Origin of the sequence: Burkholderia sp. SIMBA_062 (genome assembly GCF_046534765.1) — a bacterium.
Taxonomy (GTDB): Bacteria; Pseudomonadota; Gammaproteobacteria; order Burkholderiales; family Burkholderiaceae; genus Burkholderia; species Burkholderia ambifaria.
This window is the reverse complement of the sequence record NZ_JAWRYD010000001.1, coordinates 174243-198754: the sequence shown is the minus strand read 5'-3', so window position 1 is coordinate 198754 and position 24512 is coordinate 174243. Positions and strand designations below refer to the sequence as shown.

Genomic DNA, 24512 nt, shown 5'->3' with positions numbered 1-24512 from the left:
GGGCCGGAACACCCGCCGGAACCCCCGCCCACGGCCGCATTCCGGCGCTGTCGCCCCGCCGCGACAGGCCCGGAACGCCAGGGGCCGCATGCTAAAATGGACGGCTTCGAACTCCTCTGACAAGCTGGCGCCATGAATATCGTGATTTTGGCGGCAGGCACCGGCAAGCGCATGCGTTCCGCGCTGCCGAAAGTGCTTCATCCCCTGGCCGGCAGGCCGCTCCTCTCCCACGTGATCGACACCGCGCGCACGCTGCAGCCGTCGCGGCTCGTCGTCGTCGTCGGTCATGGCGCCGAGCAGGTCCAGGCCGCCGTCGCCGCGCCCGACGTCCAGTTCGCGCTGCAGGCCGAGCAGCTCGGCACCGGCCATGCGGTGCGCCAGGCGCTGCCGCTGCTCGATCCCGCGCAACCGACGCTGGTGCTGTACGGCGACGTGCCGCTCACCCGCGCGTCGACGCTGCGCCGTCTCGTCGACGCCGCGCGCGAAGGCCGCTACGGGATTCTGACCGTCACCCTCGACGATCCCACCGGCTACGGCCGCATCGTGCGCGACACGTCCGGCTTCGTCACGCGCATCGTCGAGCAGAAGGACGCGTCGCCCGAGCAGCTGAAGATCGCCGAGATCAACACCGGCATCATCGTCACGCCCACGGGCCAGCTGTCGATGTGGCTCGGCGCGCTGAGGAACGAGAACGCGCAGGGCGAGTACTACCTGACCGACGTCGTCGAACTCGCGATCGAGGCCGGCTTCGAGGTCGTCACGTCGCAGCCCGACGACGAATGGGAAACGCTCGGCGTGAACAGCAAGGCGCAGCTCGCGGAACTCGAGCGCATCCATCAGCGCAACGTCGCCGATGCGCTGCTCGTCGACGGCGTCACGCTCGCCGATCCGGCGCGCCTCGACGTCCGCGGCACGCTGCGCTGCGGCCGCGACGTGTCGATCGACGTGAACTGCGTGTTCGAAGGCAACGTGACGCTCGCCGACAACGTGACGATCGGTGCGAACTGCGTGATCCGCAACGCATCGGTCGGCGCCGGCACGCGCATCGATTCCTTCACGCACATCGACGGCGCCGAGCTCGGCGCGGACACCGTGATCGGCCCGTACGCGCGGCTGCGCCCGGGCGCGCAGCTCGCGGACGAAGCGCACGTCGGCAACTTCGTCGAGGTGAAGAACGCGGTGATCGGCCACGGCTCGAAGGCGAACCACCTGACGTACATCGGCGACGCCGACATCGGCGCGCGCGTGAACATCGGCGCAGGCACGATCACCTGCAACTACGACGGCGCGAACAAGTTCCGCACCGTCATCGAGGACGACGTGTTCGTCGGCTCGGACACGCAGTTCGTCGCGCCGGTGCGCGTCGGCCGCGGCGTGACGATCGCGGCCGGCACGACGATCTGGAAGGACGTCGCCGAGGGCGTCCTCGCGTTGAACGAGAAGACGCAGACCGCGAAGAGCGGCTACGTCCGCCCGGTCAAGAAGAAAAGTTGACATCACGCGGGCGCCCCACGGCGCCCGTTTCCACATAGAGGGTAGATTTTCATGTGCGGCATTGTCGGCGCAGTTGCGCAGCGTAATATCGTTCCGGTGCTGATCGAAGGATTGCGGCGCCTCGAATACCGTGGCTACGATTCGTGCGGTGTCGCCGTGCTCGAGCCGGACGCACCGAAGCGCGCGCGCAGCGTCGCGCGCGTCGCCGATCTCGACGCGCAGGTCCACGATTCGCACCTCGAAGGCACGACCGGCGTCGCGCACACGCGCTGGGCGACGCACGGCGCGCCCGTCACGCACAATGCGCACCCGATCTTCTCGTCGAACGCGCTCGCGCTGGTGCACAACGGCATCATCGAGAACTTCGAGACGCTGCGCGACGCGCTGCGCGCGAAGGGTTACGAATTCGTGTCGCAGACCGACACCGAAGTGATCGCGCACCTCGTGCACAGCCTGTATCGCGGCAACCTGTTCGACGCCGTGCGCGAAGCCGTGCAGCAGCTGCACGGCGCGTATGCGATCGCGGTCACCCACAAGGACGAGCCGCATACGGTCGTCGGGGCGCGCCAGGGCTCACCGCTCGTCGTCGGTCACGGCGACGGCGAGAACTTCCTCGCGTCCGACGCGCTGGCGCTGGCCGGCAGCACCGACCGCTTCACATTCCTCGAGGAAGGCGACGTGTGCGAACTGTCGCTCGACGGCGTGAAGATCGTCGACCGCCACGGCGCGCTCGCGCAGCGCGAGATCCGCGTCGTCAGCGCGTACGGCGGCGCGGTCGAGCTGGGCCCGTATCGCCACTTCATGCAGAAGGAAATCTTCGAGCAGCCGCGCGCGATCGGCGACACGGTGCCGCAAACCGAAGCGTTCGACGCGACGCTGTTCGGCGAGGCGGCCCCCGCCGCGTTCGCCGGCATCGACAGCCTGCTGATCCTCGCATGCGGCACGAGCTACTACTCGGGTCTCACCGCGAAGTACTGGCTCGAATCGATCGCGAAGATCCCGACCCAGGTCGAGATCGCGAGCGAATACCGCTACCGCGAATCGGTGCCGAACCCGCGCCAGCTCGTGCTGGTGATCTCGCAATCGGGCGAGACGGCCGACACGCTCGCCGCGCTCAAGCACGCGCAGTCGCTCGGCCACACGCATACGCTCGCGGTGTGCAACGTCGCGACGAGCGCGATGGTGCGCCTCACCGAGATGCAGTTCCTGACGCACGCGGGCACCGAGATCGGCGTCGCGTCGACGAAGGCGTTCACGACCCAGCTCGTCGCGCTGTTCGTGCTGGCCGCGACGCTCGGCAAGCTGCGCGGGCACGTCGACGCCGCGCAGGAAGCGGAATTCCTGAAGCAGCTGCGCCACCTGCCGGCCGCGCTGAACAGCGTGCTCGCGCTCGAGCCGCAGATCATCGCGTGGTCGGAGGAATTCGCACGCAAGGAAAACGCGCTGTTCCTGGGCCGCGGGCTGCACTACCCGATCGCGCTCGAAGGCGCGCTGAAGCTGAAGGAAATCTCGTACATCCACGCGGAGGCCTATCCGGCCGGCGAACTGAAGCACGGGCCGCTCGCGCTCGTCACGGAAGCGATGCCGGTGGTGACGGTCGCGCCGAACGACACGCTGCTCGAGAAGCTGAAATCGAACATGCAGGAAGTGCGTGCGCGCGGCGGCGAGCTGTACGTGTTCGCGGATGCCGACACGCAGATCGTCAACGACGACGGCCTGCACGTGATCCGGATGCCGGAACACTACGGGCAGTTGTCGCCGATCCTGCACGTCGTGCCACTGCAGCTGCTCGCGTATCACACCGCGTGCGCGCGCGGCACCGATGTGGACAAGCCGCGCAACCTCGCGAAGTCGGTGACGGTGGAGTAATGCAGGTCCCCCGGACGGGCTGTCGCTGCCCCGTCCGGACCGCGTATCGGTACGAAGCAGCGCACGAAGCAGGCCGTTCGGCCAGGTCGAAATATGTACCACGTAGTGGTATATAATCCTGTGCTAACTCGACTGGCTCGACATGTCTGCTTCCGTACGACGCGTGTTCAAGACGAAGTGGTTTCACAAGGCAGCAGGAAAAGCGGGAATCGCCGATCGCGAACTGTGCCGGGCGGTTCGGGAACTGGCGCGGGGCCACGGCATCGACCTCGGCGGCAACGTCTGGAAGAAGCGCCTGGACGACAATCGCCACCGAGGCATCGTGCTGGGCAAGGTCGGGCATACGTGGGTGTTCGTGTTCCTGTTCGCGAAACGTGATCGCGACAACATCGATGCACGCGAGCTGCGCGCCTTCAGGAAGCTCGCCGCGGATGTCGGTCGACACACCGACGTCGACATCGCGACGCTGGTCGCACTGAACGAGTGGGTGGAGATTTGCAATGGCTAAGAGTCGATTCAAGAGCGACGCGACGGAGGCGGTCCACAGCGCCGCGTCGGGCCTTTATCACGCGCAATTGATCGACAAGAAGACGATGCGCGAATACGACGCGCTCTGCATCGAAGCTGCACCGCAGTTCGATCCGGAGGCGATCGCCCGTATCCGCAAGTCGGTCAACGTCAGCCAGAGCGTGTTCGCGCTCTATCTGAACACGACCACATCGACGATCCGCCAGTGGGAACAGGGCGACAAGCGTCCGAGCGGCATCGCCGCGCGTATGCTGCAGATCGTCGAGAAGCACGGGCTCGAGGTGTTCTCCTGAACCGCCTTCCCCGAATGCGCACGGGCGGCCGATCCCCCACCGGACACCGCGCGCGAGCCGCAAGCAAGATGACGGAGAGACCATGGTAAGACTGTTTGGATGCGGATTGCTGGCGCTGACGTTCGCGTCGACGGGCTGGGCGGCCGAGCACTACGTCGAAGTCTGGAACCCGCCGGAGGCGCGGCATCCGGCAGCACGTACACCGGATGCCCATACGCCGGATGCCCGTACGCCGGATGCCCGTACGCCAGCCCCGCGCACGAGCGCCGACGCGCACGCCGGCGGCAAGGCCGCGGAAAAGCACGCGAGCGTGCAGCCGAAGGCCGCGGTCAAGCCGCACAAGCGCCGCGTCGCGCAAGCCGTGAAGGCCGCCCCACATCGTCCGCCCGCCGCGACGGTCGACGCGCCGGCCGCACCGCGCCCGGTCGCGCAGCCCGCGCCGGGCCGGCTCACGGTGATGCAGCCGGCGGCGCCCGACACGCCGCACGCGCTCAATTACTCCCACATCCCGCGGCAATACACGCCGGACGGCAACGTGCTGCGCGTCGGCACGAACGCCCGTTCCGCGAAGGTGACGCGATAATGGAAGCGCAGAGCTATCACGGCTACCAGATCTGGGGCCACGCCATCCTGCAGCAGGACGAGATCCTGCAGCCCGAACGCTTTGCGGCGAGCGGCACGATCACGCAGAACAATCGGCTCGTCGAAGCGTCGGGCGTGCTCGGCGTGTTCGATACCGAGGACGAAGCGCGCGAAGCAGGGCTCGAATGGGCCCGTGCATGGATCGACGGTCATCGCTGAACGGGTCATGCGCGAACTGCGCGCGAACCGTCAACGCAAAGAAAAAGGGGCGTCCACGACGCCCCTTTTTGCATTTCCGGCCCGCCGGCTCAGGCGACGGGACGCGGCGGCCTCATGGCCGTACGCGGGCGGCCGACGAGCCGCGTGAGCACGACGATCGCGACCAGCGTGACGACGTACGCGACGATCTGAATCCCCGCCGGACGCGCGGTATAGCCGACCAGCGTGTGCAGCGCCTTGCCGACGATGCTCGATTCCTTGAGCAGCCACGACGTGTCCCACACCGTATCGCCCCACGACGGCACGAGTCCCGCCGCGAGCAGGAAGCCGGCGCACTGGCTCGCCATCCCCGCCGCGAGCAGCACGATCAGCGCATTGGTGACGGAGAACAGGCGCTTCAGCGGAATCTGCAGCAGGCCCGCGTACATCGCGTAGCCGAGCCCGGCTCCGCCGAGCACGCCGAGCAGCCCGCCGACGATCATCTGCGGCGTCTGTCCCGGATCGCCCGCCGCGATGCCGTACAGGAACAGCACGGCCTCGGAGCCTTCGCGCAACACCGCGACGCCGACCACGATCGCAAGCCCCGTCAGCGGCCGGCTGCCGGCCGCGACGGCCCGCCCGACTTCGCCCATGTGCAGCGCCATCTCGCGGCCGTGGCTGCTCATCCAGATGCAGTGCCACGCCAGCATCAGCGTCGCGACGAACATCACGCCCGCGTTGAAGACTTCCTGCCCCATGCCGGACGCCCATTGCGAGATCACGTCGGCGAACGCGGCGATCAGGCCCGCGCCGATCACGCCGCCGACGAGCCCGCCGCCGACCCACCAGCCGCGCCGCGGCACGCCCTTCGTGGCGGCCATCACGATCGAGACCACCAGCGCGGCCTCGAGCACTTCACGAAAGACGATCAGGGCGGTCGACAGCATGGCGATATCCGCTTACTTGACGGTCAGGTGCGTCTTCGACTGCGCTTCGTGATACTCGTCGTGAAACTCGTAGGTGCCGGCCTTGAGCGGCCCGACGAGAATCTCGACCGACTTGCCGGCCGGCACGACCTTCTCCGCCTTGAAATCGTCGCTTTCGAATTCCGCGGGCGTCGCGTCGAGGTTCTTCACGACGAACTTCACCTTCTTGCCGGCCGGGATCGTCACGCCATCGGGCGAGAACTTGTGGTCCTTGAGCGTCAGGTTGACGACATCGTCGGCCGCGAAGGCGGACGTTGCCGATGCGCCCAGGAGGGCCAGTGCGAAGCCGATGGCGAAACGAGTCATGTTGGTAATGAAAAGAAGTATCGAGGGGAATCGATACTAAGATCGATTCGCATTTTCAACTCCAAGTACCCTTACTCGGAACATGGAGATCGTGCAGCGTCGATTTCGCATGCGCGTTGTCGCGCAAGGCTGCGCCAGGTTTCGCCGACAATGTGCGGTCGTCAATCGGGAGAAGTTCGGGTCGACGTGCGCAGGCAAGCCGACAATTCGTCAGACTTCATGTTTACAAACAGCTGTTGCGCACCCGCACGCCGCGAACGGACTTGACCTTCCCACCATGGCAAGCTTCATGCTGGATGTAATCGTCAATCGTCAACTCAGGAGAACACGATGGAATTCGAAGTCCAGGACATGACCTGCGGCGGCTGCGCCAACGCGATCACGCGCGCCGTGACGGCGGCGGACCCGGCCGCGAAGCTCGATATCGACGTGGCCGCGAAGCGCGTCAAGGTCGAATCGGCGCAAGGCGCCGAGCGTGTGCAGTCGATCATCGAGGCCGCGGGCTTCCACCCGGCACTGCGCTCGGCCTGACGCGGGTGCGGCGCACGCGGGCGCAGTGCACGGCACCGCGCCCGCACACGGGCCGCGTCAGCGCAGCCGGATCAGCGTCGACTTCAGTTCGGTGTACTTCTCGAGCGCGTGCAGCGACTTGTCGCGGCCATTGCCCGACTGCTTGTAGCCGCCGAACGGGAAGTTCATGTCGCCGCCCTCGTCGTAGCAGTTCACCCACACCGTGCCCGCGCGCAGCCGGCGCGACACGTCGTGCGCGGTCGTCAGATCCGACGTCCACACGGCCGCCGCGAGCCCGTACTCGGTATCGTTCGCGATCCTCACTGCCTCGTCGACATCGTCGAACACGATCACCGACAGCACGGGACCGAAGATCTCCTCGCGCGCGATTCTCGCATCGGGCTTCACCTCGAACACCGTCGGCTCCACGTAGAAGCCGCCCGATGCCTCGTTCACGCGTGCGCCGCCCGTGACGAGCGTGCCTTCCTTGCGCCCGGCGTCGATGTAGCCCAGCACGCGCTCGAGCTGGATCCCGTCGACGATCGCGCCCATCGATACCGACGGATCGAGCGGGTTGCCCGGCACGTACGCACGCGCGGCCGCGACTAGCTTCTCGATGAACGTATCCTTGATGTCGCGATGCACGAGCAGGCGCGAGCCGGCCGTGCACATCTCGCCCATGTTGTAGAAGATCGCGCCGGCCGCGGCCTGCGCGGCGCGGTCGAGATCCGGACAATCGGGCAGCACGATGTTCGGCGACTTGCCGCCGAGTTCGAGCCATGCACGCTTGAGGTTCGACTGCGCGGCGTACTGCATGATCAGCTTGCCGACCGCGGTGGAACCGGTAAACGCGATGCAGTCGACGTCGCGATGCAGCGCGAGCAGCTTGCCCGGTTCGCCCGCGCCCGGCACGACGTTGAACACGCCGGCCGGGATGCCGGCCTCGAGCGCGAGCTGCGCGACGCGGATCGCGGTGAGCGGCGACTTCTCCGACGGTTTCAGCACGACGCTGTTGCCGGCCGCGAGCGCCGGGCCGAACTTCCATGCGGCCATCAGGATCGGGAAGTTCCACGGCACGACGGCCGCCACCACGCCGACCGGCTCGCGCGTGACGAGACCGACGAGATGATGGTCGGCCGGCGCGACTTCGCCGCCGACCTTGTCGATCGCTTCGGCGAACCACTCGACGCAATACGCGGCGCCCGGCACGTCGACCGTCGTCGTATCGCCGATCGGCTTGCCCGCGTCGAGCGTCTCGAGCAGCGACAGTTCGTCGAGATGCTCGCGCATCAGCGCGGCCCAGCGCAGCAGCACGGCCTTGCGCGCGCGCGGATTCAGTCCGGCCCACACGCCGGCGTCGAACGCGCGACGCGCGGCCGCCACCGCGGCGTTCACATCGGCTTCGCCGCAATCGGCCACCTTCGCGAGCACGCGGCCGTCGATCGGGCTCACGCAGTCGAACGTCTTGCCGCCGTGCGCGTCGCGCGACGCGCCGTCGATGAATGCGCGCCCTTCGATCTCGAGCGACGCCGCCTTGTCCTGCCAGTCAGCCAAAGTCAACTTGTTCATCAGGATGCCTCAATTGTCGTGGCATTCGCGCAGCAGAGCGCCGCGCAATGGCAACACTGCCGGCGGCGAATGCGGTGATGCGCGGTCAGAAGGTCGCCGGCGAATTGGCCGACACGACCTCGCAGAGCTGTTCCGCGCTGGGATTGCGAAAACGGTGCGGCAAACGGCTTTCGAAGTAGTAGCCGTCTCCGGGGTCGAGCAGCCAGGTCGCGCTGTCGACGGTGAGCTCCAGCCGGCCCGACACGACCACACCGCCCTCGTGGCCCGCATGCACGAGCATCTCGGGCCCCGTATCGGCAAGCGGCTGGTAGATCTCGCGCATGATGCACATGTTGCGATCCTTCACGCCCGCGCCGACCAGGTGAAACGCGAGCGTGTCGTTGCCGAGGTTCGGCATCTCGTCACGGCGCGACACGATCGAGCGCGACTCGACCAGCTCGAACGTGAAGAACTCCGCGAGACTCATCGGGATGCATTCGAGCAGCTTCTTCAGCGAGCCGACCGACGGGCTCACGCGGCCCTGTTCGATCAGCGAGATCGTGCCGTTGGTCACGCCGGCCCGCTTCGCGAGTTCGCGCTGCGACAGGCCATGCTTGTTGCGCACGAAACGCAGGCGCTCGGCGACTTCGGTAGACATCGATTCGGTTTCGGACACGATAGTAGTGCGGTGAAAAGGTGAAACGACGCATTGGGCAGCCGTTGAATATTCTAATCACTTTATGCCGTGCATCAGCGGGGAAAACCCTGAAAGGCGTTCGAAATAATGAACACGCGAAACCGCATTCCATTTGCGAATATTTTGTTCGGAATGCCTCGGGAAAGCCCTGACACGACACCGTCAAAAAACATTTGACGCCGTTTTTGGCTCGTATATGCTGGCTCTCAGGTCAGCGTCATTGACCATTCACCGGCACCGAAAAACGTTATCGCAACGTAAAAAAACGATGCCGATCGATGTAAATGACGCAGGCCCGGCACCTCGATTATTTTAAACGCCCCGCGCGCCGAAACGATCAGGTGTTCAATACTTTCAACAACCAGTCGAGTGTAATCGTGAGAGTCCGTGGCCCTCTGGTGAGGTGGGATCGAGGCGATGTGCGAAGTTTGCGCAGCGCTGGTCCCGCTTCCGATGGCAGTTGCGGCTGGCATAGTCCTCGCCTGCTGCACCTGTCGATCTACACCATCCTGTCCCGTCGTTCCGTTCGGCGCCACAACGCCGTATCCGCACGTGCATTCGTGGCCGTCGATACCGACGAAGTCGCGTCGCTGCTGCCATAGCGCCTCTCCCCCTTTTCTCGTCGTCCGTTTCAGCTGCCTGTTCGTCTGCCGCGTTTTCCGCGCGGTGACGGAACGCGTTCGCGCATCGATTGCCGCGTCGCGTATCGCAATGAAACGAACGATCGCCTGACCGTCGCGCACAGCGCGGGCCGCCACGCGACCCCGTCGTGCCCATTCACCAGCGGCCCCGGCGCTCTGCGCCAGGCTGCGGGGCTCTGTCGCGCCCGCGTTTTGCCATCTCCGGCGCAACGCACGCGCAAGCCTTATGGATAACTGATTGACGTCATGGAAAGGAAACCCCTCGTCGGCATCACCGCCGACTTCACGCAGATCGGCGCACACGCGTCGCACACGGTCGGCGACAAGTACGTCGCGGCGATCGTCGACGGCGCGCACGCGTTCGCGATGGTGCTGCCCGCTCTCGGCGATCGGCAGTCGGTCGACGACGTGCTCGACACGGTCGACGGCCTGCTGTTTACCGGCAGCTATTCGAACGTCGAGCCGCATCTGTACGGCGGCGAGCCGAGCACACCCGGCACGAAGCACGACCCCGCGCGCGATGCGACGACGCTGCCGCTGCTGCGCGCGGCGATCGCGGCGGGCGTGCCGGTGCTCGCCGTATGCCGCGGCTTCCAGGAGCTGAACGTCGTCTGCGGCGGCACGCTGCATCAGCACGTGCACGACGTGCCGGGCTTCGCGGATCACCGCGAGGACGACGCCGCGCCGATGGAATCGCAATACGGCCCCGCGCACGTCGTGCACCTGACGCCCGGCGGCAAGCTGCAAGCGCTCGCCGGCGGGCGCGACGAAGTGCACGTGAACTCGCTGCACAAGCAGGGCATCGCGCAGCTCGGCGCCGGCCTCGCCGTCGAAGCCGTCGCACCGGACGGCCTGATCGAGGCCGTGAGCGTCGTCGACGCACCGGCTTTCGCACTCGCCGTGCAATGGCATCCGGAATGGCGGCACGCGCAGGACCCGCTGTCGAGCGCGATCTTTCGCGCGTTCGGCGACGCCTGCCGCGCCCGCCGCGCCGCCCGCACGCACACCACGGCCGCCGCCGCGCTCGCCTGAGCGCGCCGACCCACACAACGAGAACGGACATGCAAGACATGGAAGACTTTCTGAGACAGCACCGGATCACCGAAGTCGAGGCGATCATTCCCGACATGGCCGGCATCGCACGCGGCAAGATCACGCCGCGCAACAAGTTCACGTCCGGTGAATCGATGCGCCTGCCGCAGGCCGTGATGGTGCAGACCGTCACCGGCGAATATCCGGAAGACGGCTCGCTGACCGGCGTGACCGATCCCGACATGGTGTGCGTGCCCGACACGTCGACGATCCGCCTGATCCCGTGGGCCGTCGACCCGACCGCGCAGGTGATCCACGACTGCGTGCACTTCGACGGCTCGCCGGTCGAGATCTCGCCGCGCTATGTGCTGCGCCGCGTGCTCGCGCTGTACAAGGCGAAGGGCTGGAAGCCAGTGGTCGCGCCGGAGCTGGAGTTCTACCTGGTCGACATGAACAAGGATCCGGACCTGCCGCTGCGCCCGCCGGTCGGCCGTACGGGCCGCCCTGAAACGGGCCGCCAGTCGTATTCGATCGAAGCTGTCAACGAGTTCGATCCGCTGTTCGAGGACATCTACGAGTACTGCGAAACGCAGGGTCTCGACATCGACACGCTGATCCACGAAGTCGGCGCCGCGCAGATGGAGATCAACTTCATGCACGGCGACGCGCTGTCGCTGGCCGACCAGGTGTTCCTGTTCAAACGCACGGTGCGCGAGGCGGCGCTGCGGCACAACATGTACGCGACGTTCATGGCCAAGCCGATGGAAGGCGAGCCGGGCTCCGCGATGCACGTGCACCAGAGCATCGTCGACGAGGAAACGGGCCGCAACCTGTTCACGTCGCCGGAGACGGGCGGTGCGACCTCGCTGTTCTACAACTACCTCGCCGGGCTGCAGAAGTACACGCCGGCACTGATGCCGATCTTCGCGCCGTACATCAACTCGTATCGCCGGCTGTCGCGCTTCATGGCCGCGCCGATCAACGTGCAGTGGGGCTACGACAACCGCACGGTCGGCTTCCGCATCCCGCATTCGGGCCCGGCCGCGCGCCGCATCGAGAACCGGATTCCGGGCGTCGACTGCAACCCGTACCTCGCGCTCGCGGCGACGCTCGCGGCCGGCTATCTCGGCATGACGCAGCGCCTCGAGCCGACTGAACCGCTCGTCAGCGACGGCTACGACCTGCCGTACCAGCTGCCGCGCAACCTCGAGGAAGGGCTCACGCTGATGGCCGCGTGCGAGCCGCTCGGCGAGATTCTCGGCCACAAGTTCCTGAAGGCGTATTTCGCGCTGAAGGAAACCGAATACGAAGCGTTCTTCCGCGTGATCAGCTCGTGGGAACGCCGCCATCTGCTGCTGCACGTGTAAGCGCGCGCACGAACGTACCAAGGAAATACGGAGGAAACATGACGTACCGCAACGAATCAGCGTGGATCCAGCCGGCCGCACCCGCCGCCGCGCCGCGCACGACGCAGGCCCGCACGACCGCCGAATACCGCGCGCTCGACGCCGCGCATCACATTCACCCGTTCTCGGACATGGGCGCGCTCAATCGCGCGGGCAGCCGCGTGATCGTGAAGGCCGACGGCGTCTACCTGTGGGACTCCGACGGCAACAAGGTGATCGACGGGATGGCCGGCCTCTGGTGCGTGAACGTCGGCTACGGCCGCAAGGAGCTCGCCGACGCCGCGTATCGCCAGCTGCAGGAACTGCCGTTCTACAACACGTTCTTCAAGACCACGCACCCGCCGGTGATCGAACTGTCGGCGCTGCTCGCCGAACTCACGCCCGCGGGCTTCAATCACTTCTTCTATTGCAACAGCGGCTCCGAAGGCAACGACACCGTGCTGCGCGTCGTGCACCAGTACTGGCGCGTGCAGGGCCAGCCGCAGAAGAAGTTCGTGATCTCGCGCAAGAACGGCTATCACGGCTCGACGATCGCGGGCGGCACGCTCGGCGGGATGGGCTACATGCACGAGCAGATGCCGTCGAAGGTCGAGCACATCGTGCACATCGACCAGCCGTACTTCTTCGGCGAAGCGCAAGCCGGCGAGACGCCCGAAGCGTTCGGCCTCGCACGCGCGCGGCAGCTCGAGGCGAAGATCCTCGAACTCGGCGCGGAGAACGTCGCGGCGTTCATCGGCGAGCCGTTCCAGGGCGCGGGCGGCGTAATCTTCCCGCCGTCGACGTACTGGCCGGAAATCCAGCGGATCTGCCGCAAGTACGACATCCTGCTCGTCGCCGACGAAGTGATCGGCGGCTTCGGGCGCACCGGCGAATGGTTCGCGCACCAGCACTTCGACTTCGAGCCGGACCTGATCACGATGGCCAAGGGCCTCACGTCGGGCTACGTGCCGATGGGCGCGGTGGGCATCCACGAGCGCGTCGCGCGCCCGATCATCGACAACGGCGAATTCAATCACGGCCTCACGTACTCGGGTCACCCGGTGGCGGCAGCCGTCGCGGTCGCGAACCTGAAGCTGCTGCGCGACGAAGGGATCGTCGAGCGCGTGAAGAACGACACGGGCCCGTACTTCCAGGCGCTGATGCGCGAGACCTTCGCGCGTCATCCGATCGTCGGCGAGGTGCACGGCCACGGCCTCGTCGCGAGCCTGCAGCTCGCCGAAGCGCCGGCCGAACGTCGGCGCTTCGCGAACGGCGGCGACGTCGGCACGATCTGCCGCGACTTCTGCTTCAACGGCAACCTGATCATGCGCGCGACCGGCGACCGGATGCTGCTGTCGCCGCCGCTCGTGATCTCGCGTCAGGAAATCGATGAACTCGTATCGAAGGCGAAGAAGGCCGTCGATGCGACCGCCCAGCAACTGGGCCTTTCGTAACGACCTTGCCTACGGGCGTGCGGCGGGCGCCGCACGCCACCATCATCCAGGGGAATTCCACCATGCGTGCCTGCTTTCTTCGCCAAGCCTGTTCCGTTGCCGCCCTCGCCGCCGCGGCCGCGTTCACGTCGGTCGCCAGCCCGTCGGCGCATGCCGATGAGCTCAACGTCTACAACTGGTCCGACTACATCGCCCCCGACACGATCCCGAACTTCCAGAAACAGACGGGCATCCACGTCAAGTACGACAACTACGACAGCGACGACACGCTGCAGGCGAAGCTGCTGGCGGGCAGCTCGGGCTACGACATCGTCGTGCCGACGTCGAACTACATGGCCAAGCAGATCCAGGCCGGCGTGTACCAGAAGCTCGACAAGTCGAAGCTGCCGAACCTCGCGAACCTCGACCCGCTGCTGATGAAGATGATCGCCGATGCCGATCCGGGCAACCAGTACGGCGTGCCCTGGGCCTACGGCACGGACGGCATCGGCTACAACGCGCAGGCGGTGAAGAAGGCGCTCGGCGACAAGGCGCCGGTCGACAGCTGGGCGCTGGTGTTCGACCCGGCCAACATGGAGAAGCTGAAGAGCTGCGGCGTGTCGTTCCTCGATCAGGCCGTCGACGTGTTCGCGGCCACGCTGCAATACATGGGCAAGGATCCGAACAGCAAGAACCCCGGCGATTACCAGGCTGCCTTCGAAGTCCTGAAGAAAGTCCGCCCGTACATCACCCAGTTCAATTCGTCCGGCTACATCAACGACCTCGCGAACAACGACGTGTGCGTCGCGCTCGGCTGGTCGGGCGACATCGGCATCGCGCACCGCCGCTCGGCGGAGGCGAAGCGCGCGTACGACATCAAGTTCGCGAACCCGAAGGAAGGCGGCCTGCTGTGGTTCGACGTGATGGTGATCCCGAAGGATGCACCGCACCCCGAGGCCGCGATGAAGTGGATCAACTACGTGTCCGACCCGAAGGTCAACGCGGCGATCACCAACACGGTGTTCTACCCGACCGCGAACAAGGCCGCGCACCCGTTCGTCACGCCGGCCGTCGCGCAGGACCCGACCGTCTATCCGCCGGAAGACGTGCTCAGGAAGATGGTGCTGATGAAGCCGATGCCTTCCGACATCCTGCGCCTCGAGAACCGTCTGTGGGCGCAGCTGAAGACGGGCCACTGACCGCGCCCCGGCACGGCGGCGCAGGCATCGGCTGAACGCCTGCCCGCCCGGGATCCGCGGACTTTCCGTCTGCCCGCGCGCGCCGCGCGCCCTGTTCCATCCGGCATGAGCCGTTGTCCGCGAGTCGCGTTGCGCGCCTCGCGCGGGAACGCTCGCGCCAGCAATCCGTGAAGAACGAATGGTGACTCCCATGCAATCGATACCCTCTTCCGCTGCCGTACGCCACACCCAGCCCGCCGCCGCGGCCCGTTCGAAGAACGACGCGTTCGTGCGCATCGAAAACGTCGTGAAGAAGTTCGGCGACAGCACCGCCGTCGACAACGTGAACCTGACGATCGCGAAGAACGAGCTGTTCGCGCTGCTCGGCAGCTCGGGCTGCGGCAAGTCGACGCTGTTGCGCATGCTCGCCGGGCTGGAGACGGCCACATCCGGCAAGATCCTCGTCGACGGGGAGGACCTTGCCGCGCTGCCGCCGTATCGCCGCCCGGTGAACATGATGTTCCAGTCGTACGCGCTGTTCCCGCACATGTCGGTCGAGTCGAACGTCGCGTTCGGGCTGAAGCAGGAAGGCACGCCGAAGAACGAGATCAAGGAACGCGTGGCCGACGCGCTCGCGCTCGTGCAGATGAGCAAGTATGCGAAGCGCAAGCCGCACCAGCTGTCCGGCGGCCAGCAGCAGCGCGTCGCGCTGGCCCGCTCGCTCGTCAAGCGCCCGAAGCTGCTGCTGCTCGACGAACCGATGTCCGCGCTCGACAAGAAGATCCGCCAGAAGACCCAGCTCGAACTCGTGAACATCATCGAGAAGGTCGACGTGACCTGCGTGATGGTCACGCACGACCAGGAAGAGGCGATGACGATGGCGAGCCGCCTCGCGGTGATGAGCGAAGGCAAGATCGTGCAGATCGGCACGCCCGGCGAAGTGTACGAATACCCGAACAGCCGTTTCTCGGCCGAGTTCATCGGCTCGACGAACCTGTTCGAGGGGCGCGTGGTCGAGGACGAACCCGATCACATCTTCGTCGAGAGCGACGATCTCGAAGCACGCATGTACGTGAGTCATGGCGTGACCGGCCCGCTGGGGATGCCCGTCGGCATCTCGGTGCGGCCCGAGCGCGTGCATGTGTCGCGCGACAAACCCGGCTCGCGTCACAACTGGGCGCGCGGCGTCGTCACCGACATCGCGTACATGGGCAGCTACTCGCTGTATCACGTGCGTTTGCCGAGCGGCAAGACGGTCGTGTCGAACCTGTCGAGCTCGCACCTGCTGCACGACGGTGCGCCGTCGTGGAACGACGACGTGTTCGTGTCGTGGTCGCCGGCCAGCGGCGTCGTGCTGACGCAGTGAGGACGACATGATAAGAACTTCCGCTTCCACTCCGTCCGCGCCGGTGTCGACCGGTGCGGCAAGCAGCGGCGCCGGCGCCGGCCGCGCGCGCCGCGGCCGCTTCGCCGCGCTGTCGCGCTTCCTGCCGTCGGGCCGCACCGTCGCGATCGGCGGGCCGTTTCTGTGGCTCACGATCTTCTTCGCGCTCCCGTTCGTGCTGGTGTTCAAGATCAGCTTCGCCGACCAGGTGATGGGGATCCCGCCGTACACGTCACTCGTCCAGTTCAAGGACGGCGTCGTGCACTTCGCGCTGCAGCTGTCGCACTACGCGTTCCTGCTGCAGGACGACCTGTACATCGCGACCTACCTCAGCTCGCTGAAGATGGCCGCCGTGTCGACGGTGCTGTGCCTGCTGATCGGCTACCCGATGGCGTACTACATCGCCCGTGCCGAGCCGGGCCGGCGCAACGTGCTGATGATGGCCGTGATGCTGCCGTTCTGGACGTCGTTCCTGATCCGCGTATACGCATGGATCGGAATCCTGAAGGACGACGGCCTGCTGAATCACACGCTGATCGCGCTCGGCATCATCCACTCGCCGCTGCGCCTTTATCACAGCGATGCGGGCGTCTACATCGGGATGGTCTATTCGTACCTGCCGTTCATGATCATGCCGCTCTATGCGCACCTCGTGAAGATGGACCTCACGCTGCTCGAGGCCGCGTACGACCTCGGTGCGAAGCCGTGGGTCGCGTTCACGCGCATCACGCTGCCGCTGTCGAAGAACGGGATCATCGCCGGCAGCCTGCTGGTGTTCATTCCGGCGGTGGGCGAGTACGTGATTCCGGAACTGCTCGGCGGGGCCGACACGCTGATGATCGGCCGCGTGATGTGGGACGAGTTCTTCAACAACATGGACTGGCCGATGGCGTCCGCGGTGACGGTCGCGATGGTGCTGCTGTTGCTGGTGCCGATGGCGCTGTTCCAGTACTACCAGGTCAAGGAACTGGAGGAAGCGAAATGATCAAGCCGAACAAACCGCTGTCGACGGGCGTTCTCGCCTGCGGCTTCCTGTTTCTGTACATCCCGATCATCAGCCTGGTCGTGTACTCGTTCAACGAATCGAAGCTGGTGACGGTGTGGTCGGGCTTCTCGCTGAAGTGGTACGCGGCGCTTCTGGAAGACGACGAGCTGCTCACCGCCGCGTGGCTGTCGCTGAAGATCGGCCTCTTGACGGCCACCGCGTCGGTCGTGATCGGCACGTGGGCGGGCTTCGTGCTCGCGCGCTTCGGCCGTTTCAAGGGCTTCACGCTGTACACGGGGATGATCAACGCGCCGCTGGTGATTCCAGAGGTGATCCAGGGGATCTCGCTGCTCCTGCTGTTCGTGGCGCTCGAGCAGATGTTCGGCTGGCCGAAGGGCCGCGGAATGGTGACGATCTGGATCGGCCACGTGATGTTGTGCGTGTCGTACGTGGCGATCATCGTGCAGTCGCGCGTGAAGGAGATGAACAAGTCGCTGGAAGAAGCGGCGCTGGATCTGGGCGCGACGCCGCTGAAGGTGTTCTTCGTGGTGACGCTGCCGCTGATCTCGCAGGCGCTGCTGTCGGGCTGGCTGCTGTCGTTCACGCTGTCGATCGACGATCTGGTGCTGTCGGCGTTCCTGTCGGGGCCGGGCTCGACGACGCTGCCGCTGGTGGTGTTCTCGCGCGTGCGGCTCGGTCTGAATCCCGAGATGAACGCGCTCGCGACGCTGTTCATCACCGCGGTGACGATCGGCGTGATCGTCGTGAACCAGATGATGATCGCGCGCGAACGGCGTCGGGTGGCCGACCTGAAGGCGGCGTTCGCGGCGGCCTGACGCCCCTTCCCCCATCCATCGATAACAAGACCTGCGCGCTGCGCATTTGCGGCGCGCACCGAAACGCAGATTGACAGGCACACGACAAGGAGAATCCGCAATGAAGAAGAAACTGATCTGCCTGCTGGTGGCCGGCGCGTTGCCGGGCATCGCGCTGGCTGACTCGACCTCCGCCGAAATCAAGGCATTGCAGGCGCAGGTGGCCGCGTTGCAGAAGCAGATGAAGGCCATGCAGGCGCAGCTCGCCGGGAAGCCGGGCGGCGCACCGGTCGCGCAGGCCGGTGCGGCGGCCACGGCGAGGCCCGTGATCGTGGCCGCCGACCCGGCCTCGCCGGACTATGGCCGTGCGCAGGCCGCGCTGACCAACGACGAAGTCAGCGAAATGAAGCAGCAGATCGCCAACCAGCAGCTGAAGGTCGACTCGCTCACGGACGCAGCCAGCACCGGGCCGCTCGCGGGGTTGTCGGTGACGGGCTACATCGATCCGACCTACATCTATAACCGCGCGGCCGGCACGTCGTCGTTCCTGTTCGCGAACCACGAGAACGCGTACAACTACTTCAACAGCACGTTCGGCGACCTGTACCTCGACATCAAGAAGACCTTCGGCGTCGGCCCGATGGCGCCGTCGGCCGAGATCACGCTGATGCCGAACCGCGGCAACGGCATCACGCTGCTGCAGAACTCGCGCGGCTCGATCACCGACAACCTGCTGAACACCGCAGTCATCAACGTGCCGATCACCGCGTCGACCACGCTCGTCGCCGGCCTGATCCCGAGCTTCGGCGGCTACGAGGTGCAGCAGTCGAACCAGATGCTCACGCTCACGCACAACCTGCTGTACGACTTCTCCGATCCGGGCAGCTACGTCGGTGCGGGCGCGAACTACACGAAGGGCAACTGGGCGTGGAAGTTCTTCGTCGGCAACGAGCAGTACCGCACCTACGGCTCGGTCACGCAGACGGGCACCAATGCGCTCGGCGACCCGATCACGACCAGCAACAAGGTGCCGACCTTCACCGCGCGCGCGGACTACACGTGGTCGAGCGCACTCGACATCGGCGGCTCGTTCAACATCGGCCGGCAGACGCTGGCGAGCGCGATCGATGCGGACGGCAACGTCCACTACGGCCCGGGCGGCGCCGCGCCGAGCGCGTACGGCACGTTCTTCTTCGGCGAAGTCGACGCGACCTACACGCTGGCCGACATCCAGTACAACGCCGAGCTCGACTACGGCCAGCAGCAGCATGCGGCGTACAACGGCGGGCTCGCGCAGTGGTACGGCCTGTCGCTGCTCGCGCACCGCAAGTTCAACGCACCGGTGGTCGGCCGCATGGGCGTGACGCTGCGCTACGATGCGCTCGTGAACCGCAAGAACGGCGGCGGCGGCGGCGGCATCGCGCTGAACGGCAACGGGATGGATCCGTCCAACGGCTTCGGTGTCGACGCGGACTGCCTCGCGACGTCGAAGGCGAACGGGGGGCTGGGCTTCGACTGCAAGGGTGCGGTCCGCCAGGACGTCGCGCTCGACCTGCTGTTCTATCCGACCCAGCAGATCACCGTGAAGGTCGAATACCGGCACGACTGGGCGAACAACAAGGTGTTCCTGCGCAACGACGGTTCGTACGGCAAGTCCAACGACCTGCTCGCGACGCAGTTCATCTATTCGTTCTGACGCTGGCCGCGCGGGCGCCGTGCCGCACGCATGGCGTCCCGCGCCATTTCACCCGGCCGGACCGCGGTGCGTCGCGCACCGGCGCCGGCCGTCTTCGAGGGAGTCGGTTTGATGACGCAGTCTTTCACCCGCCGCGCCGACGCGCTTGCGCGCGACTCGTACTACGAAGCGACCGCAACGCGGCCGTTGGCCGATGATCCCATGCTTGAGGACGCGATCGACGTCGACGTGTGCGTGATCGGCGCGGGCTTCGCGGGCCTGTCGACGGCGCTCGATTGCCGCGCGCGCGGGCTGTCGGTTGCCGTGATCGACGCGCACCGGCCCGGCTGGGGCGCGTCGGGTCGCAACGGCGGCCAGGCGATCACCGGTTTCGCGAAAGACGAGGTGATCGAGCGGCAGCTCGGCGCCGCCGGGGCACGCGCCGCATGGTCGCTGTCGCTCGACGGCGTCGAGCTGATCGCCGAGCGGATCGCGCGGTATGGGATCGACTGCGACTTCACGCGCGGCTACCTGACGGTCGCGACGAAGCCGCGCCGGATCGATGACCTGCGCGCATGGATGGACGCCGCGCGCTCGCGCTGGGGCCATCCGTCGCTGTCGTGGCTCGACACCGGCGAGGTGCGCGCGCGCATCGCGTCGTCCCGCTATCTGGCGGGCGTCTACGATCCGCTGTCGGGCCACCTGCATCCGCTCAAGTATTGCGTCGGCCTCGCCGATGCCGCACGCCGCGAAGGCGTCGCGCTCCATGCGCATACGCCCGCGCTCGAGGTCGTGCGCGGTGCGCGTCCCGTCGTGCGCACGCCGTCGGGCGAAGTGCGCTGCCGCTTCGTCGTGTCGTGCTGCAACGCGGGCCCCGGCGGCATCCTGCCGGCCGCGACCGCCGCGCGCATCGCGCCGATCGCGTCGTACATCATCGCGACCGAATCGCTCGGCCGCGCGCGCGCCGACGCGCTGATCGCGCAGCGCGAAGCCGTGTGCGACAACAACTTCTTCCTCGACTACTTCCGGCTGTCGGCCGACCACCGGATGCTGTTCGGCGGCCGCGCGAATTCCGCGGGCGCATCGCCCGACACGCTCGCCGAAACGATCCGGCGGCGCATGGTCGGCGTGTTCCCGCAGCTCGCCGACGTGCGCGTCGACCACGCGTGGGGCGGCTTCGTCGACGTCACGCGCAATCGCGCGCCGGACTTCGGCGCGCTCGATCCGAACTTCTTCTACGTGCAGGGCTTCAGCGGACACGGCGTCGCGCTGACCGGCATCGCCGGGCGCGCGATCGCCGGCGCGATCGCGGGCGACACGCGCGCGTTCGACCTGTTCGCCCAGCTGCGCCACCGGCGCTTTCCCGGCGGCGACGCGTGGCGGCAGCCCGCGCTCGAACTCGGGATGCTGTACCACCGCGTGCGCGAGCTGTTCTGAGCCTCCTTTCTCCGTTCTCCTGATCATGCAGACATTCGCCAACCAGCCGCACGTCGCGTCGTACTACGCGGCGAGCGCCAACGATACGACCCGCCATGCGCCGCTCGCTGGCGCGACCGACGCCGACGTGTGCGTGATCGGCGCGGGCCTCACCGGTTTGTCCGCCGCGCTCAACCTCGCCGAGCGCGGTCATTCGGTGACCGTGCTCGAAGCGTCGCGGGTCGGATGGGCGGCGAGCGGACGCAACGGCGGCCAGCTGATCGGCGGCTTCGCGTGCGACATCGATACGTTCGGCAACTTCATGCCGGAAGGCGACGTGAAGCGGATCTGGGACATGGGGCTCGAAACGCTGTCGCTCGTGAAGTCGCGCATCGCGCGGCACGACATCGACTGCGCGCTCGTGCCCGGCTACCTGACCGCGGCCAACACCGAGCGCGACGCCGATGCGCTGAAGCGCTGGCGCGACGAAGCCGCGCAGCGCTTCGGCTACGACCGCTTCCATTTCGTCGAAGCGGACGAACTCGGCGACTACGTGCAGTCGGCGCGCTATCGCGGCGGCCTGTACGACCCCGACAGCGGCCACCTGCATCCGCTGAACTACACGCTCGGGCTCGCGCGCGCGGCGACCGACGCCGGCGTGAGGATCCACGAGGACAGCTGCGTGGCGCGCGTGCGCGACGTCGCGGGCGGTCATGTCGTGGAAACGGACCAGGGGCACGTGCGCGCGCGCTTCGTCGTGCTCGCCTGCAACACCTACGTCGGCACGCTCGCGCCCGCGCTGTCGAGAAAGATCATGCCGGTCGGCACCTACGTGATCGCGACCGAGCCGCTCGGCGAAGCGCGCGCCGCCGCGCTGATGCCCGCGCGCGCGGCGATCTGCGACAGCCGCTTCGTGCTCGACTATTTCCGCCCGGCGCCCGACACGCGGCTCGTGTGGGGCGGCAAGGTCAGCTATTCGACGCGGGCGCCGCGCAATCTCGCCGCCGCGATGCGCGCGGACATGCTGAAGACGTTCCCGCAGCTCGCGGACGTGAAGGTCGACTACGCATGGGGCGGCTTCGTCGACATCACGATGAACCGCGCGCCGCACTTCGGGCGTGTCGCGCCGACGATGTATTTCGCGCAGGGCTTCTCGGGGCACGGCGTGAACACGACCGCGCTCGCGGGCAAGTTGATCGCCGAGGCGATCGACGGCCAGGCGAGCCGCTTCGACCTGTTCGGCAAGATCCGGCATCGCGACTTCCCCGGCGGCGCGACGCTGCGCACGCCGGCGCTGGTGCTCGCGATGAGCTGGTACCGGCTGCTCGACGCGCTCGGCGTGCATTGAGCGTCATCCCGCGGCGATGCGGTGCGATGCCGTGCACGCGTTGAACGCGCGGCATACGCCGATGCAAAACGAAAACGGCCGCGCAACCAGCGCGGCCGTTCGATCGGATCGCATCACGTCGGCATGACGGCGGCGCGACGGGTGAAGAGTGCCCGTGCGCCGCGGCCGACTTGCGCTCAGTCCGTCCCGTACTTCGGCGAATGCGGACCGTACAGCAGCCCGTTGGGCGGGCCGGCCGACAGCATTCGCGCGCTGGTGGACGCGGCGACGTCGTGGCTTTGATCCATCAGCGTGTTCGCGATCTGCTTGACCGCGGCCGTCACGAGCATGCCGATCAGGCCGCCGCCGCCGCTGTTGCCCCCTTCGTCGCTGCTCGCGCTCCCCCGGCCCTGCCACAGCACGTCGCCGGTACGCAGGTCGACGAGCTTCGCCGAGGCCGACACGACCGTTGCGCTCGCAAGGATCCGATAGACGGTGCCGTACTGCGACACCTTCGAATAGAGCGCGGCATCGGCACCGAAGATCTCGCGCAGCTTCGCGGGCGACGTCTGCTGGATCTCGGCCGCGTTGGTCAGGCCGTTCTGCCTGAAGGTCTCGTCCATCACGGCGACCGGCACCACGTAGTAGCCGGATTCGGCGAGCGGCAGCGTCATCTGCGACAGCATCCCGTAGGTCGCCGTCACGTCGGACGTCTCGTTGACGGGCGGCAACACGAGGATCGAGCGCGGCTGGCTCTTCTTGAACGCCGTGTAGTCGGGTCGTTTCACCGGCTGCGCGCACGCGCTCAGCAGCGCGACGATCGACAGCACGGACATCAGTTTGAATGAGAGTGTCTTGAACATGGCGGGCGCGTCACGGTTTGGCGGTGGTCGGGGCGGGGTCCTTCTGGCCGGCGATCGCCTGGGTGGCCGTCTTCTGATCGGCGGTTTTCGGCGCGCCGGTCTTTTTCTTCAGCAGGAAATCCATGTAGGTCGACGATTCCGGAAACAACTGCTTCTCCGCCTGCAGTTCCTGTTCGGCCTGCTGTTCGTTGCCGACGCTCGCATACAGCATCCCCAGATGCGCGTGGAAGCCCGGAGGCGGCGTATGGCCCTTCGCGCGGATCTCCTGCAGCGCCTTTTCGAGCGCGTCGATCTGCTGTTGCGGTGAGCTCTGCCCCTTGAAGTATTCGTACACCTGCGGCTGATAGCCGGTCCACTGATAGAGCGGCGGCGTGGAGCTCGCGCATCCGGCGAGCAGCAAGGCGGCGGCCGTTGCCGGCAGCCAGTTACCCCGTTTCATGGTCTGTTCTCTTCTTGATGTCATGGTGAATCGGTCCAGCGCGGCGCCGGCCCCGGCGTCGCGCTGCGGCATGGGCTGCGACGCTTATCGCGGCGCCTTCAGCGTACCGGCGTCGACCTGGTCGACGAGGTGGTTCACGGCTTCCTGGATCGCGAGGTCCAGCACCTTGCCGTTGAGCGTGGAATCGTAACCGGCGGTGCCGCCGAAGCCGATCACTTCGCGGTTCGACAGGCTGAACTCGCCGGCGCCCTGGCTCGACGCGACGACTTCCGACGTCGTCGTATCGACGATGTTCAGGTTGACCTTCGCATACGCGACCTGCGTCTTGCCGCGGCCGAGAATGCCGAACAACTGGTGATCGCCGACGTCCTTGCGGCCGAATTCGGTCACGTCGCCGGTCACGACGTAGTTCGCGCCCTTCACGGCCTGCGCCTTCTTCATGAAGCCTGCTTCCTGCTTGATCTCTTCGAGGTTCTCGCGATCGAGCACGTTGAAGCGGCGGCTCTGCTGCAGGCGCGTGACGAGGATCGTCTTCGCCTGTCCGCCGAGGCGGTCGATGCCGTCCGAAAAGATGCCGCGCATGTAGCTCGAGCGGTTGTCGAACTTGCCGACCGCGATCGCGACGGGCTTGCCCGCATACGGCTTCTGCGCGCTGCTCACGGCCGGCACGTCGAGCGTGCGCGACGATTCGGTCGCGCAGCCGGACAGCGCCGCGACGAGCGCCGCCGCCACGAGAACGGTGCGTCGTGTCTGAATGTTCACTACTGGTCTCCTTGCGTGAAAAGATGGCCCGGAACGGGCACGCCGGTGCACAGGCTCGCTGACGAACCGGCGGTTGTTGCGGTGATCGAAACGGCTGGGGCGCACATCGGCGCGCGCGGCTTCATCGCCCGGACGGCGATGGAGATGGCGGCTTGCGATGGGAAAG

Annotated in this window: 25 protein-coding genes; 18 read left to right on the top strand and 7 right to left on the bottom strand. The window is 66.7% G+C overall.

From position 1 onward, the window contains the following. Positions 1–132 precede the first annotated feature (132 nt). The 6 genes from glmU (at position 133) to SB786_RS00935 (ending at position 4985) form a co-directional block, all read left to right on the top strand. Positions 133–1494, top strand: a complete 1362-nt coding sequence (gene glmU, locus SB786_RS00960) for a bifunctional UDP-N-acetylglucosamine diphosphorylase/glucosamine-1-phosphate N-acetyltransferase GlmU (protein ID WP_410725766.1) — start codon at positions 133–135, stop codon at positions 1492–1494. Positions 1495–1545: 51 nt separating this feature from the next. After that, complete coding sequence (glmS, locus tag SB786_RS00955; protein ID WP_410725765.1) at positions 1546–3363, top strand: glutamine--fructose-6-phosphate transaminase (isomerizing); 1818 nt, start codon at positions 1546–1548, stop codon at positions 3361–3363. Positions 3364–3505: 142 nt separating this feature from the next. Beyond that, positions 3506–3871 carry a type II toxin-antitoxin system RelE/ParE family toxin gene (locus SB786_RS00950; RefSeq protein WP_410725764.1) on the top strand — a complete coding sequence of 122 codons (366 nt, stop codon included), beginning with the start codon at positions 3506–3508 and terminating at the stop codon, positions 3869–3871. Further along, positions 3864–4184: a helix-turn-helix domain-containing protein gene (locus tag SB786_RS00945; protein WP_410725763.1), complete on the top strand. Its 321-nt coding sequence runs from the start codon at positions 3864–3866 to the stop codon at positions 4182–4184. The genes SB786_RS00950 and SB786_RS00945 overlap by 8 nt, the downstream gene beginning before the upstream one ends. Before the next feature lie 82 nt (positions 4185–4266). Beyond that, positions 4267–4767 carry a hypothetical protein gene (locus SB786_RS00940; RefSeq protein ID WP_410725762.1) on the top strand — a complete coding sequence of 167 codons (501 nt, stop codon included), beginning with the start codon at positions 4267–4269 and terminating at the stop codon, positions 4765–4767. Then, complete coding sequence (locus tag SB786_RS00935) at positions 4767–4985, top strand: hypothetical protein (RefSeq protein ID WP_006754617.1); 219 nt, start codon at positions 4767–4769, stop codon at positions 4983–4985. Before SB786_RS00940 ends, SB786_RS00935 begins: the two co-directional genes overlap by 1 nt. Positions 4986–5074: 89 nt before the next feature. Here the strand turns inward: SB786_RS00935 and SB786_RS00930 are convergent, their stop codons facing one another. Both SB786_RS00930 and SB786_RS00925 read right to left on the bottom strand, forming a co-directional pair. After that, positions 5075–5911 (bottom strand): FTR1 family protein, encoded by an 837-nt coding sequence (locus SB786_RS00930; RefSeq protein ID WP_138847035.1) that lies wholly within the window; start codon positions 5909–5911, stop codon positions 5075–5077. Positions 5912–5923: 12 nt separating this feature from the next. Further along, on the bottom strand, positions 5924–6256 hold the full coding sequence (locus tag SB786_RS00925) for a cupredoxin domain-containing protein (RefSeq protein WP_006488047.1): 333 nt from the start codon (positions 6254–6256) through the stop codon (positions 5924–5926). A 330-nt stretch (positions 6257–6586) separates the two neighbouring features. Between SB786_RS00925 and SB786_RS00920 the strand changes: the two genes are divergently transcribed. After that, the gene (locus tag SB786_RS00920; protein WP_193099313.1) at positions 6587–6787 is read left to right on the top strand and encodes a heavy-metal-associated domain-containing protein; all 201 of its coding nucleotides are present in this window, start codon (positions 6587–6589) and stop codon (positions 6785–6787) included. Positions 6788–6844: 57 nt separating this feature from the next. Here SB786_RS00920 and SB786_RS00915 read toward each other — a convergent pair whose 3' ends face one another. Further along, positions 6845–8335 carry an aldehyde dehydrogenase gene (locus SB786_RS00915; protein ID WP_410725761.1) on the bottom strand — a complete coding sequence of 497 codons (1491 nt, stop codon included), beginning with the start codon at positions 8333–8335 and terminating at the stop codon, positions 6845–6847. Between the two features lie 85 nt (positions 8336–8420). After that, complete coding sequence (locus SB786_RS00910; protein ID WP_006760985.1) at positions 8421–8972, bottom strand: cupin domain-containing protein; 552 nt, start codon at positions 8970–8972, stop codon at positions 8421–8423. Positions 8973–9430: 458 nt separating this feature from the next. Between SB786_RS00910 and SB786_RS00905 the strand changes: the two genes are divergently transcribed. From SB786_RS00905 to SB786_RS00855, 11 genes are all read left to right on the top strand, one after another. Then, positions 9431–9613: a hypothetical protein gene (locus SB786_RS00905; RefSeq protein ID WP_059576381.1), complete on the top strand. Its 183-nt coding sequence runs from the start codon at positions 9431–9433 to the stop codon at positions 9611–9613. 285 nt (positions 9614–9898) lie between these two features. Next, complete coding sequence (locus SB786_RS00900) at positions 9899–10684, top strand: gamma-glutamyl-gamma-aminobutyrate hydrolase family protein (protein ID WP_410725760.1); 786 nt, start codon at positions 9899–9901, stop codon at positions 10682–10684. A 29-nt stretch (positions 10685–10713) separates the two neighbouring features. After that, complete coding sequence (locus SB786_RS00895; protein ID WP_012364877.1) at positions 10714–12051, top strand: glutamine synthetase family protein; 1338 nt, start codon at positions 10714–10716, stop codon at positions 12049–12051. Positions 12052–12089: 38 nt separating this feature from the next. Next, the gene (locus SB786_RS00890; RefSeq protein WP_410725759.1) at positions 12090–13523 is read left to right on the top strand and encodes an aspartate aminotransferase family protein; all 1434 of its coding nucleotides are present in this window, start codon (positions 12090–12092) and stop codon (positions 13521–13523) included. A 62-nt stretch (positions 13524–13585) separates the two neighbouring features. Next, positions 13586–14701, top strand: a complete 1116-nt coding sequence (locus SB786_RS00885) for a polyamine ABC transporter substrate-binding protein (RefSeq protein ID WP_410725758.1) — start codon at positions 13586–13588, stop codon at positions 14699–14701. 190 nt (positions 14702–14891) lie between these two features. After that, the gene (locus SB786_RS00880) at positions 14892–16046 is read left to right on the top strand and encodes an ABC transporter ATP-binding protein (RefSeq protein WP_410725757.1); all 1155 of its coding nucleotides are present in this window, start codon (positions 14892–14894) and stop codon (positions 16044–16046) included. 10 nt (positions 16047–16056) lie between these two features. Then, positions 16057–17049: an ABC transporter permease subunit gene (locus tag SB786_RS00875; RefSeq protein WP_410725923.1), complete on the top strand. Its 993-nt coding sequence runs from the start codon at positions 16057–16059 to the stop codon at positions 17047–17049. Further along, positions 17046–17885, top strand: coding sequence for an ABC transporter permease subunit (locus tag SB786_RS00870; RefSeq protein WP_410725756.1), 840 nt, complete (start codon positions 17046–17048; stop codon positions 17883–17885). The genes SB786_RS00875 and SB786_RS00870 overlap by 4 nt, the downstream gene beginning before the upstream one ends. A 100-nt stretch (positions 17886–17985) precedes the next feature. Continuing rightward, a complete protein-coding gene (locus SB786_RS00865; RefSeq protein ID WP_410725755.1) occupies positions 17986–19560 on the top strand; it encodes a DUF3138 family protein in 1575 nt (524 codons plus the stop codon). Positions 19561–19671: 111 nt separating this feature from the next. Continuing rightward, on the top strand, positions 19672–20976 hold the full coding sequence (locus SB786_RS00860; RefSeq protein WP_410725754.1) for an NAD(P)/FAD-dependent oxidoreductase: 1305 nt from the start codon (positions 19672–19674) through the stop codon (positions 20974–20976). 25 nt (positions 20977–21001) lie between these two features. Further along, the gene (locus tag SB786_RS00855; protein WP_410725753.1) at positions 21002–22303 is read left to right on the top strand and encodes an NAD(P)/FAD-dependent oxidoreductase; all 1302 of its coding nucleotides are present in this window, start codon (positions 21002–21004) and stop codon (positions 22301–22303) included. A 176-nt stretch (positions 22304–22479) separates the two neighbouring features. Here the strand turns inward: SB786_RS00855 and SB786_RS00850 are convergent, their stop codons facing one another. The 3 genes from SB786_RS00850 to SB786_RS00840 all read right to left on the bottom strand — a co-directional run bounded on the left by SB786_RS00850 (position 22480) and on the right by SB786_RS00840 (position 24340). Beyond that, positions 22480–23145, bottom strand: coding sequence for a DUF799 domain-containing protein (locus SB786_RS00850; RefSeq protein WP_410725752.1), 666 nt, complete (start codon positions 23143–23145; stop codon positions 22480–22482). Positions 23146–23155: 10 nt separating this feature from the next. Beyond that, positions 23156–23584, bottom strand: coding sequence for a DUF4810 domain-containing protein (locus tag SB786_RS00845; protein WP_410725922.1), 429 nt, complete (start codon positions 23582–23584; stop codon positions 23156–23158). Between the two features lie 84 nt (positions 23585–23668). Continuing rightward, positions 23669–24340 carry a CsgG/HfaB family protein gene (locus SB786_RS00840; RefSeq protein WP_410725921.1) on the bottom strand — a complete coding sequence of 224 codons (672 nt, stop codon included), beginning with the start codon at positions 24338–24340 and terminating at the stop codon, positions 23669–23671. Positions 24341–24512 lie beyond the last annotated feature (172 nt).

Bases quoted from the DNA above. Each gene is read 5' to 3' on its own strand.
- SB786_RS00930 (WP_138847035.1), bottom strand. From the start codon at position 5,911: ATGCTGTCGACCGCCCTGATCGTCTTTCGTGAAGTGCTCGAGGCCGCG.
- SB786_RS00910 (WP_006760985.1), bottom strand. From the start codon at position 8,972: ATGTCTACCGAAGTCGCCGAGCGCCTGCGTTTCGTGCGCAACAAGCAT.
- SB786_RS00880 (WP_410725757.1), top strand. From the start codon at position 14,892: ATGCAATCGATACCCTCTTCCGCTGCCGTACGCCACACCCAGCCCGCC.
- SB786_RS00925 (WP_006488047.1), bottom strand. From the start codon at position 6,256: ATGACTCGTTTCGCCATCGGCTTCGCACTGGCCCTCCTGGGCGCATCG.
- SB786_RS00950 (WP_410725764.1), top strand. From the start codon at position 3,506: ATGTCTGCTTCCGTACGACGCGTGTTCAAGACGAAGTGGTTTCACAAG.
- SB786_RS00895 (WP_012364877.1), top strand. From the start codon at position 10,714: ATGCAAGACATGGAAGACTTTCTGAGACAGCACCGGATCACCGAAGTC.
- SB786_RS00860 (WP_410725754.1), top strand. From the start codon at position 19,672: ATGACGCAGTCTTTCACCCGCCGCGCCGACGCGCTTGCGCGCGACTCG.
- glmU (WP_410725766.1), top strand. From the start codon at position 133: ATGAATATCGTGATTTTGGCGGCAGGCACCGGCAAGCGCATGCGTTCC.
- SB786_RS00890 (WP_410725759.1), top strand. From the start codon at position 12,090: ATGACGTACCGCAACGAATCAGCGTGGATCCAGCCGGCCGCACCCGCC.
- SB786_RS00865 (WP_410725755.1), top strand. From the start codon at position 17,986: ATGAAGAAGAAACTGATCTGCCTGCTGGTGGCCGGCGCGTTGCCGGGC.
- glmS (WP_410725765.1), top strand. From the start codon at position 1,546: ATGTGCGGCATTGTCGGCGCAGTTGCGCAGCGTAATATCGTTCCGGTG.
- SB786_RS00920 (WP_193099313.1), top strand. From the start codon at position 6,587: ATGGAATTCGAAGTCCAGGACATGACCTGCGGCGGCTGCGCCAACGCG.
- SB786_RS00935 (WP_006754617.1), top strand. From the start codon at position 4,767: ATGGAAGCGCAGAGCTATCACGGCTACCAGATCTGGGGCCACGCCATC.
- SB786_RS00885 (WP_410725758.1), top strand. From the start codon at position 13,586: ATGCGTGCCTGCTTTCTTCGCCAAGCCTGTTCCGTTGCCGCCCTCGCC.
- SB786_RS00900 (WP_410725760.1), top strand. From the start codon at position 9,899: ATGGAAAGGAAACCCCTCGTCGGCATCACCGCCGACTTCACGCAGATC.
- SB786_RS00940 (WP_410725762.1), top strand. From the start codon at position 4,267: ATGGTAAGACTGTTTGGATGCGGATTGCTGGCGCTGACGTTCGCGTCG.
- SB786_RS00850 (WP_410725752.1), bottom strand. From the start codon at position 23,145: ATGTTCAAGACACTCTCATTCAAACTGATGTCCGTGCTGTCGATCGTC.
- SB786_RS00870 (WP_410725756.1), top strand. From the start codon at position 17,046: ATGATCAAGCCGAACAAACCGCTGTCGACGGGCGTTCTCGCCTGCGGC.
- SB786_RS00915 (WP_410725761.1), bottom strand. From the start codon at position 8,335: ATGAACAAGTTGACTTTGGCTGACTGGCAGGACAAGGCGGCGTCGCTC.
- SB786_RS00945 (WP_410725763.1), top strand. From the start codon at position 3,864: ATGGCTAAGAGTCGATTCAAGAGCGACGCGACGGAGGCGGTCCACAGC.
- SB786_RS00845 (WP_410725922.1), bottom strand. From the start codon at position 23,584: ATGAAACGGGGTAACTGGCTGCCGGCAACGGCCGCCGCCTTGCTGCTC.
- SB786_RS00855 (WP_410725753.1), top strand. From the start codon at position 21,002: ATGCAGACATTCGCCAACCAGCCGCACGTCGCGTCGTACTACGCGGCG.